The sequence below is a fragment of the uncultured Metabacillus sp. genome (genome assembly GCF_947503125.1).
Classification (GTDB): Bacteria; Bacillota; Bacilli; order Bacillales; family Bacillaceae; genus Metabacillus.
Genome location: NZ_CANNCR010000001.1, coordinates 1 through 15218, shown reverse-complemented (window position 1 = coordinate 15218; position 15218 = coordinate 1). Strand labels below are relative to the sequence as shown.

Here is a 15218-nt window from a genome sequence, read left to right as displayed (position 1 = left end):
GGAGGGGTTAAATGATTCATATTGTCAAGCAGGGAGAATCATTGTCTATGATTGCTGCTAATTACCGATTGCCACTTAATCAATTAATGGCCGCGAATAACATCATGAACCCAAATATTCTTTATATAGGGCAACGTATCAACATACCAACCTTACCCGATCCGGACACTATTCCATATTCGATTCACATTACAGTTTCAACGAAACGATTAGTTTTAAAAAAAGGGCAACAAGTTGTTAAACAATACCCTATTGCTGTTGGCAGAATGGTAACAACTACACCAGTTGGTGATTTTGTTATTGTAAATCGCGAACCCAACCCTGGTGGTCCTTTTGGAGCGATGTGGTTAAGTTTATCAAAACTTCATTATGGAATCCATGGTACAAATAACCCTGCTTCAATAGGGAAGGCTGTTTCACGCGGGTGTATCCGGATGTATAACAAGGACGTTTTAGAGTTGGCATCTATCGTTCCTAACGGGACCAAAGTATTTATCAGACCTTAAGATTTTATTAATATTTTGTAAGATACGTATTCAAATTGGGGAATAACCCTTATAATGACTAATGTAGCAACGAACGAAATCAGCTAGAGCGAATTTCCTATGATTCGAAGAGAGAAGACAAGATATTCATATCATGAAATACACCCAACAAGTCTAAATCCTTTAGAGCTGATCGATACCGCAATTTAAGGAGCGAACAGATGAAAATTTTTCAAAATAAGAATTTTGTAAGATTATTTTATGCAGCTCTATTCTCACAGATGGGAACTACGATTGGAAATATGGCCTTTGCTTTTTATCTCCTTGATCACTTCAGCCATCAGCCATCTTATGCAACAATTGCTGAATTGATGTACTCCTTGCCGACAATTTTAGTCTTTTTTGTTGTGGGAGTCGTCGCCGATCGCTTTGACAGGAAAAAGGTAGCTGAAAACTGCGATTGGATCCGAGCTGCACTAACATTAGTATTATTTGGAGCTTTATTTACAAATTCCATTCCACTCGTTTTTCTGATCTTATTTTTACGAAGTGCTGTCACTAAATTCTTTTTCCCGGCAGAAAATAGTCTTGTTCAAGGCATTTTAAATAAGGAACAATACGCTCAAGCCGCAGGTCTAAATCAAATGCTTTTCAGTATTTTTATGGTTTTTGGCGTCGGGATTGGAGCAGCAATTTATAAAACGATCGGGATTCATGGAGCTGTTACAGTAGATTTTATCAGCTTTATTATTTCAGCTCTGCTCATTCGTTCTTGTAAAATCCCTTCATCAGCCAGGCTTCCAAATGGCAAGTTGGAATGGAAGGATATCAGCATTAAATCATCGCTGAATGACTTTAAAGCAGGGATTATTTATATCATTAAAAATCGTTTGCTAGCTGTATTAGTTTTCGGTTTTTTCATCTTTGGTATCGTAAATGGTGCCTTTGCCATTTTGCCAATGTTTACAATGAAATATGAGTTAACACCTGATAATTACGAATGGTATGCATCATTTTTTGCAATCGCACTTGGATTAGGTTTATTGACTGGCAGCGGCGTTGGAACGCTGATTGCATCAAAGTTTAAGCCTTATCAACTAATGGTATTTCCAATATTTATTACAAGCTTGCTTATTTTCTTTTTAGGTTTTACTGATAGAGTATCGATATTTCTAGTGATTGTTTTCATTATTGGTATGTGCTTAGGACCGATAAATATAGCTATTGGCGGTTGGATGCCAAAAATCGTTCATCCAAAGTTAATGGGGAGAGTCAGTGGATGGATTGACCCGTTAATGATGCTGGCGCAATCCATCACATTAGGTTTAATTGCCCTGTTATTCCCTAAAATCATTGAAACAATTGATTATTTATATTATGGAATGGCGCTTATTATTCTTTTGGTATCCCTCTTTTATGCCTGGACATTACCAAAATTGAGTGAAGCTTTAGAAGCAAAAGAAAAACGGAATCAACGAACAAAAACAAATCCAAATATTACATCGATTTAAAGAAGATGATCAAGACCTAGGTTTTGGTCATCTTCTCTTTTAGAGATTGCACATGAATTTCCAACGAAATTTGCATGAAGCTTCTAATAATTAGTTGCTTTTTACTATACTCAAAGTATAATTTAATTAAGAATGGTCCAAACTGAAAGTGTTCAAGAAAAGGAGAGAAACAATGGACGATCATAATCGACTCGATCCAACGAATCAATCAACAACTGAAAACCTCGCACGTGCAATCTATGTCGTTAACCGTCATGCTAAAACTGCTACAAATCCTAAATATCTTTATGAACTAAAAAAGAGAGCTTTAATTAAACTTGTCCATGAAGGAAAAGCAAAAAAAGAAGGGTTACATTTCTCAAATAATCCAAAATTCAGTAAACAGCAGTCTGACGTTCTCGTTTCAGCTGGAGACTATTACTTTCATATGCCTCCTACAAAAGATGACTTCGTTCAACTTCCACATTTAGGATCCTTGAATCAAACATATCGTAATCCTAGAACACATATGTCCCTATCAAAGGCAAAAATCCTTTTACAAAATTATGTAGGAATGAAAGAAGCAAAACACCCACCAAAACCATACCAACCCAAAAAAACACGTACATACCAAAAACCCGTGTTTAAAAAACTAGGGGAAAGTTATAACTAAAACAGAGGCAATGGTGCTGGGGATAAAACAATGTACTATGACCTCTACTTTTGTATCTTTTTTAGAAAACGATTTGCTCAACCTCGGTCAAATAAGATGTTTTTAGAATAGAAGGTCATTTCTCGCTTCTTAAATGATAAAGCGCAAGCGCCTTGATCAGCCTAGGGCAAATAAGGCGCTCATGAATAGAAGGCGTTCTTTGCCTTCAATTCATGAGTGGCTAGACCCTAGAGGGGCTAGGCGCTGGAGCTAGACACTAATAAAACTAAGTACAAAATTTTATACTCTTACCATTTAAAAAAGTTGTTCCAGAGATTGATACAAATCCCACTCTGGAACAACCTAGTCTATAAAATAACTTCATCAATTTTAGAAATCAGTTTAACAATTTCCGGTTTACTAATTTGTCCGTTCGCCCCTACTTTTTCTCCTTTATGTCGAAGATCACTTGTGATTAACGATGAAAAAATGATAACCGGCAAAATCGATAATGTCTGGTCTTCTTTAATTTTTTTCGTAAGATGATGCCCATCCATTTGCGGCATTTCAATATCTGTTATAACTAGTTGTACCTCATCCTCTATGGCTTTTCCAGAATTAACTATAGTTTGTAAATACGAAAACACCTCCTTGCCATTTTCAAAAAATTCAATTTGAGAAAATCCTGCTCTATTCAAAGTCTCTTGCAAAAGCTTTCGTAATAGTGGTGAATCCTCGACAACTACCAGCTTTTTAGTAGAGCGATTTCTTGGCCCTATTTTTTTTACCTGATCTACATGTATGCCTGATTCCGGATTAATTTCAACAACAATCTTTTCAAAGTCTAGCAAAAACACCATTTCATCATGTATTTTTACAACTCCTGTAACTTGATTCTCAAGTCCTTGATACATTGCTGCTGGTTTTTCAATTTCATCCCAAGATATACGATGAATTTGTGTAACTGCATGTACATGAAACACAACCTTTAATTGATTAAATTCTGTGACGATGAATTTTTCACTGCGAGGGTCCTCGAATAAATCCAGTCCAAGTGCAGTTCCTAAATTTACAACAGGGACAATCTCTCCGCGGATGTCGATGATCCCTTCAACATTTGGATGAGAGTGCGGAATATTCGTCACTTTAACAGGCTGAATGATTTCTTTCACCTTCAACACATTTATTCCAAACTTATTCTGTCCGACGCAAAACTCTACGATTTCCAGTTCATTTGTACCACTTTCAAGAAAAATGCCTTTATGCTGCTCCATACACTTCTTCCTTCCATGTTAAAACGATGCACCTTTTATATCGGTTGTTTTTTCTCATTCTTTAACATAGCCAAAAAGTAGTTGCTTTCCAAGCTTAGCTAATAAAGATCATTTAATATTGTTTCTTCTGAAAGATTTGTATTGATCGGTCATTTATTGACCTTCCGTCCATACGTCCAAAACCATACATTCGCTTCACACTGAGGAAATCCCTTTTTTGCTGTTATCCACATTGCATAAAAATACAAAAACCATTACAAACTAAATAGTGTGGAATCAATAACTTTTTTATATGAGGTGGATAATGAAGTATTTCCTACTATTTATCATGATAGCTGTTTGTTCAGCCTGTAATGTAAATGATCAAGACGAAGCATTAAATGAAACTGGTACAGAAGAAAACGGCTTATTGCAAACAGGGAATGATCAGAGAATCACAAATGATGATATCTTAGTTGAAGCTAGAGAAGAAGTGAACCTTGATAAAGACCACGATCCCCTGCACCCAACAATGGCAGAAGAGCTCGTTCGCGAAAAGCTTGGCTTGGAAAATAACGAAAATGTGATTGTTCAATATGATCACCTGGAAAAAGGCAAATATATAATCCATGTTTATTCTGTTGAAGGTTCCCAAGAAAATAGTGAAGCTTGGTATATGGTTGATTTGCAAACAAAAGCTGTTCAATCCCTAAGACGATAACTTTAATAGTGACACAAATAATAAAAGGATGCTTCATACAGGGTAACTCCTGATATGTAAGTCATCCTTTTTCTATGTATTTAAACTAGTTAGACCGAAACGGACAATATGGGAAAATTCCGCTTGTTTCCCTTTCAATTGCTGTAGTAACGAATCAACATCAAACATTTCAATCGATTGAACATATAAGTAAAGTTTCGGCTATGGTAAAAAAACAATGTAAGTCCGTTGAAGGAAGCTGCTTTATTTCTTATGAAACAATACACCAAAAGATCTAATCCCATGATGTTTTAGATAGCTCCTGTTTATTCTTAGACATTCACCCATCTCTCAACATCTGCATATCGTAATCGTGAAGGTATGTGAGAGGAGTGAAAAATTGAATGTATCCATATTATAGACAATTACCCATACAAATCCCAGGTTTTCCCCAGTTAGGCGGTGGAACAGGCTTCCCGCCTTTTGGACCTCCAGGCAGCGGTTTCGGCGGAGGGCCAGGTCAAAGCGGACCTCCTTCAGGGCCACCTCCAACTGTAATCCCTCCTGAACAAGGACAAGGGCAGTTTGGGGTGTATGCAGTGGATCCAGGAGGAATTCGAGGTTGTCTCTATCGTTATACGTATGTTCGCCTAAATAATGGCCGTGCATTTTGGTACTATCCAACATTTGTAGGCAGAAACTCTGTAGCTGGATGGCGTTGGCGCAGAAATCAATATCGTTGGGTATATTTTGGTATTGATTTAGATCGTATCCGTTCATTTAGTTGCTATTAAAATAAAGTGAGATTTCCCGAACTTACTCATCTCTGCTCTTTTAGATAGGGATAGGACTTTATTTTGTTTAATCGCTACAAAAAACTTGATCCTTCACCATTATTCACCATATTACTTTCAACTTTTTCTTGTTAAAAAATAAGCCAGAGGACATGATAAAAATGAGCATCTCATCGGTTGCTCAAAGTTCTTAAACCATACAATTCAAAAAGGGGTGTTGGAAGATGGCAAGAAACAAATTGTTAGTGCCAGGTGCCGAAAATGCTCTGAATTCCATGAAAGAAGAAATTGCGAATGAATTAGGGGTTGAACTTGGTGCCGATACGACAGCTCGCGCAAATGGTTCCGTAGGTGGAGAAATGACAAAACGGATGATCGCAATGGCCGAAAATCAGCTTCGGAACCAATCCCGATAAATATATTGGGATAAAAATAATGGGGGTGTCTAAAAAGTATGTTTACTTTTTAGATACCCTTATTAATTATAGGACAAATGACACTTAAAGCAATCAGTAAATGATCGATTACTTTAATTTGCTACAACAAGCAGTAAAACCCTAAACTTTTGAAAATCCACTTAAAAATTGATGGCGTCTTTTCGCTTGGGAGATAATGGTTTGAATTTCATTTTTATAAAAGTTCATATGTGAAAGTGTAAGTGCGTACATCATTTCAGCTTCTAATTTTGTAACAATTTCTAGCTCTTCTTTTGTAAGCAATTCTTTTTCAGCGATCATCTTTTCCACCTCTTTCATGGATTGATCAAAAAGTTTGACAGGTAAATATATTCGTTGACTATTATTGATTTATGTCGGTAGCAGCCATATACTTGTATTTTTTCCTTTAAAAGCAGAAATAAGATGACAACAAAATCAAAAATGGTAAAATAACACCTATATATTATTTTTTGAAAGGTATTTGAATGTAGCTATGAGGTTTTTTGGCTACTTGGCAAAGCTTTTCTACCATGTTCGATGTGGAGTCTTATTCCACGAGGAGGTTAAAATGGAGCATTTAGTAAATTCAAAAGTAAGACAAATTGAGCTTTCAGGGATTAGGAAGTTCTTTAACATGGTCGCAAATTATGAAGACGTCATATCCCTTACAATCGGTCAACCTGATTTTGATACTCCACAGCATGTTAAAGATGCTGGGATTGCAGCAATTGAACAAAATTACACTACATATACTTATAATGCAGGATTTATTGAACTTCGCGAAGCAGCGAGCGAGTATTTACGAAAAAAATATGATTTAAATTACTCTCCGGAAGATGAAGTAATTGTAACTGTTGGCGCTAGCCAAGCAATAGATTGCACCTTTAGAACATTATTAGAAGAAGGTAGTGAAGTTATTTTACCTAGCCCTGTTTATCCTGGTTATGAACCGTTGATTAAACTTGCCGGAGGCACTCCTATTTATGTCGATACGACTGAAAATAAATTTAAATTAACTGCCGAGCTGCTTACTCCATTTATCACAGAAAAAACACGATGCATCGTTCTTCCTTATCCTTCTAATCCTACAGGTGTAACTTTGGAGGATGATGAGTTACAAGCAATCGCAGAATTAGTCAAAGGGAAAGATATATTTATTTTATCTGATGAAATTTATAGTGAGCTTGTTTACAGAAAACAACATCGATCAATAGCCCGTTACATAAGGGAGCAAACGATTGTTATCAACGGATTATCAAAGTCGCACAGTATGACAGGTTGGCGTGTTGGCTTATTATTTGCTCCAGCTGCTGTTACAAAGCACTTAATTAAGGTACATCAATATAATGTGTCATGTGCATCATCAGTATCCCAAAAGGCAGCATATGAAGCTCTTACTGCAGGTTTTGATGATGCTAAAACGATGAAAGACTCCTATCAAGATCGATTAGAATACGTATATAACCGTTTGGTGAATATGGGATTTGATGTCGTAAAACCTGACGGAGCTTTCTATTTATTTCCCTCTATAAAAAGATTTAATCAAACTTCCTTTGATTTTGCCCTGTCACTAGTAGAAAAAGCTGGTGTTGCATTAGTACCTGGCAGTGCCTTTTCCAAATATGGGGAAGGGTATGTTCGTCTATCCTATGCCTATTCAATGGAACGTTTAAAGGAAGCGATGGATCGTATTGAAAGCTATGTGAAAAATGAATGATACCACTTCTAAAGCAACGGCGAATAAGCCGTTGTTTTTAGTTAAACGACTTCATTCTCCTAAAAAATCACCAGATGGCATTTCAACCGTAAAAGTACTGCCCTTCCCCACTGTACTTTCAACAGTAATACTCCCATTATGATCCTCAATAATTTTGTAGGTAATCATTAGACCAAGTCCATTTCCTTTTTCTTTTGTTGTTAAGAATGGCTCACCTAATCGGTCAATCAGCTCTGCAGGAATTCCTTCTCCTTCGTCCTGAACGATGATACGAATTTTATCCTCCGTTCTTTTTGTTTGAACTGTTACTTTTCCACCTTTTGGCATTGCATCGATTGCATTTTTAAATAAATTGATAAACACCTGTTTAAGCTGATTTTGATCACAATTAATCAGCAATTTCGCATATTCATGTTTTTGTAGAATTGAAACACTGTTTAGATTAGCCTGTGTTTCTAAAAGCATCGCTACATCCTGAATCAATGTGACCAAATTGGTTTTCCTGAATTGTGTTTCTTGAGGTTTAGCAAGCACTAGCAATTCGCTTAAAATCATTTCTATACGATTTAATTCTGAAAAGATAATTTGAAAATATTGCGCGTGATTTTTAAATTCAGGATGCATGATTTGCAAGAATCCCTTAATTGCCGTTAAAGGATTTCGTATTTCATGCGCAATTCCCGCAGCTAACTGGCCAGCAATTGATAGTTTTTCTGAACGCAGCATTAATTCTTCTGTTTTTTTGCGGTCTGAAATATCGCGCAATATGACTTGAACTGCCAGTTCACCAAAATACGTTGTTGGAATGCAAACCATTTCTGAATAAATGGTTTTTTCCTTAGAAATAACCCACGATTGGTTCGTTACGTTTACTTCTGATTTACCTGACAGAATATTTTCTAATGATTCCTTCATTTTTTGATGATCATTCGGGTGTAAATGTTCATAGATGTTTTTCCCCAACATTTCAGGATAATCTCCAGCTTCAAATAGCTTTACTCCTGATTCATTAATAAAAACCCATTTATCTTGATGGATTACACCGATGGTATCAATCGAATTGTCGATAAGCCGTTGATAACGCTCCCTGCTTTTTTGGAGTATTTTTTGAAAGTTTCTTCTTGAAGAAATGTCTGTTAATACGATTAATTCAACCTTTTCCCCTTTGAAGGTTGTAAGATTAGCAGTTACTTCGACATTAATTTCAATGCCGTCAAGTCTGCTCCACGTTTGTTCTATTATTCCAATTTTTTCACCAGTATGGAGCCTTTTAATTCTATTTTTCACAACCTCATGATAACTATTATCAATGAAATCTACTGTGTGTTTTCCGATTAATTGTGCTTTAGAGTTTGCTCCAAGTAACTCCATAAAAGCTTTATTTACATAAACGATTTTCCCTAGATGAGAGATATATAGCGGACTTGGCAAATCGTCGAGTAAAAGATCGCCATCCACTTGACCAATGGTATAATCCTGACTGTTCTTATCATTTTCTATCGATTGTTCAATCATAACATTGTAGGTGTCAAGCACTCTAATTTTTAGAACGATATCCTGCCCTTGCTTTGATACTGTACTTCTAATGAAATCTACTGTTGCCTGAAACCATACATAGAACCCTTTTTTATGCATAAAGCGAAATGTACATGGGTGTAGGTGGTGCTCGTTAAAAAAATAACTTTCTATTAAGAATAGATCCTCACTATGTATAAAATCCTTCATATATTTACCAATTAAATCATCATATGAATAACCGATCAGTTCAGTAGAGTTTGAAGAAATATATTGGAAGCGCCCATTTGAAGAAACTACAGCATATACCTCGACATCTTGTATAACTGTATGAACATTTGTTGCATTATGATCCATAGCATCTCCTCCTAAGTTATGACCTCTTCACTAATGAAAAAGCAGGATTTATAGAAAACAATTAATAGTACTAAAAAATAAATCATTTTTTAATACTAGATCGTGACATGATGAACATAATGAATTTTCTACTTTTTATACTATTCTATTCCAATTTATAAAAATCCTTTTTTTAGGTAATTCACGTATTCAAAAAGCATTAAAGATATTATAAGTTTACGTTGTTATCCCCTTTTGTCAATACACTGTTCAAATAATAGGAAAAAAGCCGGTTCATACCGACTTTTTCTTTTACAACATTTTCTTTAGAAAATGTCATCAACTTTTATTTTTATTACTTAAATTACTGTTTTTTTATGCTCTCTTCCCGTAGTACTCTGCGTAAAATTTTACCTACGTTTGTTTTTGGAAGTTCTTCTCTGAATTCAACAATTTCCGGGACTTTAAAAGCAGCTAGGTGCTGACGGCAAAAACCTTTGATTTCATCAGGATCTGCTGTATTTCCAGGTCTTTGGACAATGAATGCCTTAACCGTTTCCCCTCGATAATCATCTTGAATCCCGATAACAACAGCTTCCTGTACGGAAGGATGTTCATATAGAACCTCCTCAATTTCACGAGGATAAACATTGTAACCGCTTGCAATAATAAGATCCTTTTTACGATCAACTATCGATACATATCCTTCCTTATCCATTCTTGCAATATCTCCTGTAAAGAGCCATCCGTCACGAAGAGTTGCAGCGGTTTCCTCAATCATATTCCAATAACCTTTCATCACTTGTGGTCCTCTTATGATGAGCTCACCTAGTCTACCAGGCGGTACTTCCTGTGTTCCTGTTGCAACATCAACTATTTTGTATTCTGTCTCTGGCAGACCTATTCCAACAGTACCAGGTTTTCTTTCAGCAAAGGCAGGATTGCAATGTGTGGATGGCGAGGCTTCTGAAAGACCATATCCCTCTAGAATCTTGGCACCTGTCTTCCATTCAAACTCCCTTAAAAGCTCGAGAGGCATCGGAGCACTACCGCTATTACAAAGTCGAATTGATTCAATCCCATATTCCTCCGCCCTCGGATGACTAGTAATCGCCATATACATCGTTGGGACACCAGGAAAGAGTGATGGCTGCTCGCGTTTGATCGTTTCAAGCACCTCCTCAAGATCAAATCTTGGCAGCATGATCATCGAATATCCACAATAAATGGAGAGATTCATGCAGGCAGACATTCCAAAAACATGGAAAAGTGGAAGAACAGTTAAGCATTTTTCTTGACCTTTCTCTATTTCCTCTTTAAAAAATTGATAGGTTTGAACCGCATTTGCGACGATATTACGATGTGTGAGCATTGCCCCTTTTGCCCGGCCTGTCGTCCCGCCAGTATATTGAAGAACAGCAATATCATGCTCTGGTTCACATTCAATCGGATGAACTTGCCCATTTTGTCTTGTTAGGAAGCTCTCAAATGTATCATCCTCTAGTTGATTTGTCACGGGAGATTGGAGACTTACAGTAATAATATTTTTAATGCTTGTTTTAATTTGAATCGCTTTTAATCTTGGGTAGAGTGCATGTAATAATACGATTGTTTCAGCTTCACAATCATTTAACAAATATTCCAGCTCTCTTTCAACAAGCATTGGGTTTACTTGAGTAACAATTGCTCCTGCTGTCAATGCACCATAAAAGGAAACCAAATACTGCGGGCAATTTGGCAGCATGATTGCAACTCGGTCACCCTTTTGTACCCCTGCCTGCTGCAGAGAAGATGCAAATTCACCTACCAATCTTGCAATCTCATTATATGTGTAGCTGTTTCCATAGAAAGAGACCGCTTCATGCTCTCCAAAAAGTTCAACTGTTTTATGAAGCATTTCCGGAACAGAAATAGGAGGTATTTCCACTTCATTTGGGACATGTACAGGATACGTTGCCAACCAATGTTTAGGATTTTTCATTTTTTTCGTCCTCCTCTTATTAGTACACAATCAAGATCATCTTTTTGATATTCTATTCGTTCATTACTTTATGTATTCGCTGCTTGCTGCCCTGTACCCTTTTTTAAAAAGAAACTGTTTTTCCATAAGAAAAGCGCAAGCGCCTTGATCAGCCTAGGGCAAATAAGACGCACATGAATAGAAGGCGTTCTTTGCCTTCAATTCATGAGTGGCTAGACCCTAGAGGGGCTAGGCGCTGGAGCTAGACACTAAAACTTTCTTAAATTTTAAAAAAAGAGACACCAGGTCTCTTAATGGCTTCCTTTATATTCACCGTTATTTTTGGCTGCTTTTACTTTTTTCGCTTTATCATGATGAATTTTATTTGTTGCTGCACTGCCCATTTCATGGCTGAATTCTGAATCAATAGCACTTGAGTCAAAGCCTTTTTTGTTTTTTTGCTGTGGATCATTTTTCTTAGTACGTTTCGCCATCTTCTTCACTCCTCTTTATAGACCTCATGAGTATTTTGTGAAAAAATCAGGGAATTATGTAGCGCACAGTAAAAAAGAAGAGGTTATTATTCCTCTTCTTTTTTACTGTCTGTATTAATTTCTGTTGTTGTAACATATTTTTCTTGAAGATCCATATAAGCTTTTACAATTCGATTTGCAATATGCTTATTGACGGGATCACTATCATCACTAGCCCAAGGGACAACAACACTAAAGGCAACCTGTGGGTTTTCAGATGGATAATAGCCAACGAAGTTTAAGTTATTTGTTTTTCTTCCCCAATATTCACGTTTAGGACCATAATAAAGGGTTTGTGATGTACCAGTTTTACCAGCCACATCATAATCGATATAGGCAGAAGCTGTTCCTGATGTGACAACAAGCTTAAACCCTTGTTGTACCCGTTCAATTTCTTCTGTTGTATTGTTAACGCGATTTAAAATATTCGGTTCTTTATCAACAACAATTGGTCCTATTTCATTTTCCTCAACAGGTGCATGGATACTGGTAACAATACGGGGCTGTACACGATACCCTCCATTGGCAATAACCGAAACATATTGAGCCATTTGAAGCGGTGTATACGTATCAAATTGTCCGATCGCAATATCCAAAAGCTTACCGGCTGAATCTGGTGTACTGATTAAACCTGAAGACTCCTGTGGTAAATCAATACCAGTTGCCACCCCTAAACCAAATTGAGCAAAATAATTACGAAGCTTTTGGAAATCCTCTGAAGTCGCATTAAACGGTCCATTTTTCACATATGTGATGTCAGCAATTCTCATCGCCACATGGAACATATAGACGTTAGATGATAGCTTTAATGCACTTAAATCAGTCATATATCCAAGATTTCTATAAGAGCCTTTTGGCGGTGTTCCCCTTAAATAAAGGGTTGTATCATAATATCCTTGGCCGATCGGCATCCCGTCTTGATAACCGGCAAGCACGGTTGCTCCTTTTACTGTTGAACCTGCTTCATATTGAGTTGCGAATGTCCCATAAGCAAAATCAAGCATTTCACCACTGCGGTTCTCTGGGTTAAGCTGCTTCCCTACCATCGCTAATACATCGCCTTGATATGGATCCATCATGACAACAAACGCGCGGTCCATCAAAAAGTGGCTTGCACTAGCTTTACGAAGTTCTTCCTCAACAATTTTTTCTACTTCCATTTGCAGTTCCATGTCAAATGAAAGCTTTAGATCATAACCTCTTTGTCCTTCATCAACCACTTCTTCAGAAACAATGTTCCCGCTTTTATCCGATATATATTCAATCTTTGCTTTACGCGGATTTAAGTAATCTTCGTATTGGTATTCAAGATAGCTCGTCCCTACTCGTTCATTTCGGGCATAGCCTCTTGCCGTATAAAAATCCTCCCTGGATTGAAGAATTCCTTGTTCAGGAGTACTAATACCGCCAAAAATGGTTTTCAATGATTCATACGGATAATCTCTGGCCCAATCCGTAATAACGTCAACGCCAGGAAGCTCTTCTAAATGCTCTGCAACCATAGAAACTTCTTCATCTGTTAAATTCGTTGATTTCACGATTTGCGGCTCATATTGGTAGCCTGAAGAAAAGCGAGTGTAGATATAGGCAAGTTCTTTTTCTTGGCTGCTAGCTTTAATGGCAGCAACTTCCTCTTCTGGAACACGTTCAACCTGTAATCGATAAGTTTCAGATGATTCTAACTCCAATTCACTCTCTGAAAGCAGCTCTTTCGCTTCATCTGGATGTGAAGCCAGCCAATAATCCTTTATATCTCTTTCCTTCAGCTCTTTCTCTAAAAACGCCGCATCATAGCTTATATATTGTGATAACTTTTTAGCTGTCGCTATTTTATCCTCTGCTTTTGTTGTTTTATCAACAGTATACGTAATTGCAGGCACACTTTTGTTGTCAACGACTACTCGATTATAGCGATCATACATTTTCCCCCTTGGTGCAGGCATACTAGCATAATCTGATTCTGTTCGTGCCACTTCTTTGGCAAATGCCTCACCTTGGACAATTTGAACGACACCGAGCCGTACAATAAGTGCAACGAACAATACAAACACTAGGAAAAAAAATACATTAATGCGAATGTATCTCGACTTTTTTAATTTTCGGTGTTCAGATGCATTCGCGCCTTGTTCAGTCAATACAAATTCCCCCTTTACTAAAAGATCTGCTTATGTCAAAAGATCTATATTTACAGTTTTGGTCCACCCATTATTTTACCACTAATCTTTGTGAAGATATAGGTTTGGAATTTGAAAATAATGTGAAGTAAAAAACTGCAAAAGAAGAGGCGACAACTCCTCTTCATTTGCAGCTTATTTCTATGGTGATCTCTTCAACATTAATAAGTAAAGCAGACCGCATGATCTATAAATTTTCCCTTTATTTTTCACCTTTCCATAGTTTAATCAACGCTTGTGTACCGCAATTTTCATTCCCTAACTCCGCTAGCTGTTCATAAAGCTTATGGGCAAGCTGCAGGCCTGGCGTGTTTAAGTCCATATTCATCGATTCTTCGAGAGCAATTCCCATATCTTTAATAAAATGTTTCACGAAAAAGCCTGGTTCATAATTGTCAGCAAGCATTCTTGGTGCCAAATTGCTAAGTGACCAGCTTCCTGCTGCACCAGTGGAAATACTCTTTAATACATTTGCAGGGTCTAAACCAGATTTTTCTGCATAAGCAATTGCTTCACATACACCGATCATTCCTGAGGCAATCGCAATTTGATTACACATTTTTGTATGCTGGCCGGCACCTGCTTCACCTTGATAAACAATATTTTGTCCCATTAGCTCAAATAGCGGTAAGCATTCTTCAAATGCTTTTTTATCACCGCCAACCATTATAGCTAACCTTGCTTCTTGTGCACCAATGTCGCCGCCTGATACTGGTGCATCAAATGCATTGATTTCCTTGGCTTTTGCTCGTTCATAGATTTTTTTTGCTAAGGATGGCTGTGATGTTGTCATGTCAATAACATATGTACCTGGCTTTGCAGATTCAATAATGCCTTTTTCGCCTAAATAAACGTCTTCGACATCCTTTGGATAGCCGATCATCGTAATAATAATATCGCTATCAGTTGAAAGCTCTTGAACTGAATCCTTCCATATTGCCCCTTCATTTAAAAGATCATCTGCCTTCTCTTTCGTTCTTGTAAAAACATTAAGCTGATATCCTCCTTTTAAAAGATGCTTGGCCATGCTTTTCCCCATGACGCCAAGCCCAATAAAACCAACCGTTTTTCTCATATTATAACTCCCCTTTACTTTTTCGTATTGTAAAAACTTTTATATTAAAAAAGTTAATAATCTTTGAATTTAAGGGCTTTAAATGCAAAAAACTTGC

Annotated in this window: 13 protein-coding genes and 1 pseudogene; 7 read left to right on the top strand and 7 right to left on the bottom strand. The window is 37.0% G+C overall.

Annotated features, from left to right (window positions below):
• The first annotated feature begins 11 nt into the window (after positions 1-11).
• From Q1B07_RS00070 to Q1B07_RS00060, 3 genes are all read left to right on the top strand, one after another.
• Positions 12-506 carry a L,D-transpeptidase family protein gene (locus Q1B07_RS00070; protein ID WP_299086718.1) on the top strand — a complete coding sequence of 165 codons (495 nt, stop codon included), beginning with the start codon at positions 12-14 and terminating at the stop codon, positions 504-506.
• A 200-nt stretch (positions 507-706) separates the two neighbouring features.
• Complete coding sequence (locus Q1B07_RS00065) at positions 707-1996, top strand: MFS transporter (RefSeq protein ID WP_299086715.1); 1290 nt, start codon at positions 707-709, stop codon at positions 1994-1996.
• A 172-nt stretch (positions 1997-2168) separates the two neighbouring features.
• Complete coding sequence (locus Q1B07_RS00060) at positions 2169-2648, top strand: YkyB family protein (protein WP_299086711.1); 480 nt, start codon at positions 2169-2171, stop codon at positions 2646-2648.
• A 347-nt stretch (positions 2649-2995) separates the two neighbouring features.
• On the opposite strand, the gene Q1B07_RS00055 is transcribed toward Q1B07_RS00060, so the two are convergent.
• Entirely contained in the window at positions 2996-3901 is a 906-nt protein-coding gene (locus tag Q1B07_RS00055) for a chemotaxis protein (RefSeq protein ID WP_299086708.1), read from the bottom strand.
• Between the two features lie 304 nt (positions 3902-4205).
• On the opposite strand from Q1B07_RS00055, the gene Q1B07_RS00050 reads away from it, so the two are divergent.
• The 3 genes from Q1B07_RS00050 to Q1B07_RS00040 all read left to right on the top strand — a co-directional run bounded on the left by Q1B07_RS00050 (position 4206) and on the right by Q1B07_RS00040 (position 5790).
• Positions 4206-4601, top strand: coding sequence for a hypothetical protein (locus tag Q1B07_RS00050; protein WP_299086706.1), 396 nt, complete (start codon positions 4206-4208; stop codon positions 4599-4601).
• 383 nt (positions 4602-4984) lie between these two features.
• On the top strand, positions 4985-5374 hold the full coding sequence (locus Q1B07_RS00045) for a transporter (RefSeq protein WP_299086703.1): 390 nt from the start codon (positions 4985-4987) through the stop codon (positions 5372-5374).
• A 224-nt stretch (positions 5375-5598) separates the two neighbouring features.
• Positions 5599-5790, top strand: coding sequence for an alpha/beta-type small acid-soluble spore protein (locus tag Q1B07_RS00040; RefSeq protein WP_299086701.1), 192 nt, complete (start codon positions 5599-5601; stop codon positions 5788-5790).
• Between the two features lie 141 nt (positions 5791-5931).
• Here the strand turns inward: Q1B07_RS00040 and Q1B07_RS00035 are convergent, their stop codons facing one another.
• Positions 5932-6111 carry a hypothetical protein gene (locus Q1B07_RS00035; protein ID WP_299086699.1) on the bottom strand — a complete coding sequence of 60 codons (180 nt, stop codon included), beginning with the start codon at positions 6109-6111 and terminating at the stop codon, positions 5932-5934.
• A gap of 268 nt (positions 6112-6379) precedes the next feature.
• Between Q1B07_RS00035 and Q1B07_RS00030 the strand changes: the two genes are divergently transcribed.
• The gene (locus tag Q1B07_RS00030; protein WP_299086696.1) at positions 6380-7528 is read left to right on the top strand and encodes an aminotransferase A; all 1149 of its coding nucleotides are present in this window, start codon (positions 6380-6382) and stop codon (positions 7526-7528) included.
• Between the two features lie 51 nt (positions 7529-7579).
• Here the strand turns inward: Q1B07_RS00030 and Q1B07_RS00025 are convergent, their stop codons facing one another.
• The 5 genes and pseudogenes from Q1B07_RS00025 to Q1B07_RS00005 form a co-directional block, all read right to left on the bottom strand.
• Positions 7580-9400: a PAS domain S-box protein gene (locus tag Q1B07_RS00025; RefSeq protein WP_299086693.1), complete on the bottom strand. Its 1821-nt coding sequence runs from the start codon at positions 9398-9400 to the stop codon at positions 7580-7582.
• A gap of 343 nt (positions 9401-9743) precedes the next feature.
• Complete coding sequence (locus Q1B07_RS00020) at positions 9744-11360, bottom strand: long-chain fatty acid--CoA ligase (protein WP_299086691.1); 1617 nt, start codon at positions 11358-11360, stop codon at positions 9744-9746.
• Positions 11361-11650: 290 nt separating this feature from the next.
• Positions 11651-11833, bottom strand: coding sequence for a hypothetical protein (locus Q1B07_RS00015; RefSeq protein WP_299086688.1), 183 nt, complete (start codon positions 11831-11833; stop codon positions 11651-11653).
• An 86-nt stretch (positions 11834-11919) separates the two neighbouring features.
• Entirely contained in the window at positions 11920-14007 is a 2088-nt protein-coding gene (locus Q1B07_RS00010) for a penicillin-binding protein 2 (RefSeq protein ID WP_299086685.1), read from the bottom strand.
• Positions 14008-14248: 241 nt separating this feature from the next.
• Positions 14249-15130 (bottom strand): annotated as a pseudogene (locus Q1B07_RS00005) (NAD(P)-dependent oxidoreductase); the annotation flags it as partial.
• Positions 15131-15218 lie beyond the last annotated feature (88 nt).

Excerpts from the sequence above, each read along its gene's own strand:
- Q1B07_RS00020 (WP_299086691.1), bottom strand. The coding sequence starts at position 11,360 with ATGAAAAATCCTAAACATTGGTTGGCAACGTATCCTGTACATGTCCCA.
- Q1B07_RS00015 (WP_299086688.1), bottom strand. The coding sequence starts at position 11,833 with ATGGCGAAACGTACTAAGAAAAATGATCCACAGCAAAAAAACAAAAAA.
- Q1B07_RS00065 (WP_299086715.1), top strand. The coding sequence starts at position 707 with ATGAAAATTTTTCAAAATAAGAATTTTGTAAGATTATTTTATGCAGCT.
- Q1B07_RS00035 (WP_299086699.1), bottom strand. The coding sequence starts at position 6,111 with ATGATCGCTGAAAAAGAATTGCTTACAAAAGAAGAGCTAGAAATTGTT.
- Q1B07_RS00030 (WP_299086696.1), top strand. The coding sequence starts at position 6,380 with ATGGAGCATTTAGTAAATTCAAAAGTAAGACAAATTGAGCTTTCAGGG.
- Q1B07_RS00045 (WP_299086703.1), top strand. The coding sequence starts at position 4,985 with ATGTATCCATATTATAGACAATTACCCATACAAATCCCAGGTTTTCCC.
- Q1B07_RS00060 (WP_299086711.1), top strand. The coding sequence starts at position 2,169 with ATGGACGATCATAATCGACTCGATCCAACGAATCAATCAACAACTGAA.
- Q1B07_RS00050 (WP_299086706.1), top strand. The coding sequence starts at position 4,206 with ATGAAGTATTTCCTACTATTTATCATGATAGCTGTTTGTTCAGCCTGT.
- Q1B07_RS00055 (WP_299086708.1), bottom strand. The coding sequence starts at position 3,901 with ATGGAGCAGCATAAAGGCATTTTTCTTGAAAGTGGTACAAATGAACTG.
- Q1B07_RS00070 (WP_299086718.1), top strand. The coding sequence starts at position 12 with ATGATTCATATTGTCAAGCAGGGAGAATCATTGTCTATGATTGCTGCT.
- Q1B07_RS00040 (WP_299086701.1), top strand. The coding sequence starts at position 5,599 with ATGGCAAGAAACAAATTGTTAGTGCCAGGTGCCGAAAATGCTCTGAAT.
- Q1B07_RS00025 (WP_299086693.1), bottom strand. The coding sequence starts at position 9,400 with ATGGATCATAATGCAACAAATGTTCATACAGTTATACAAGATGTCGAG.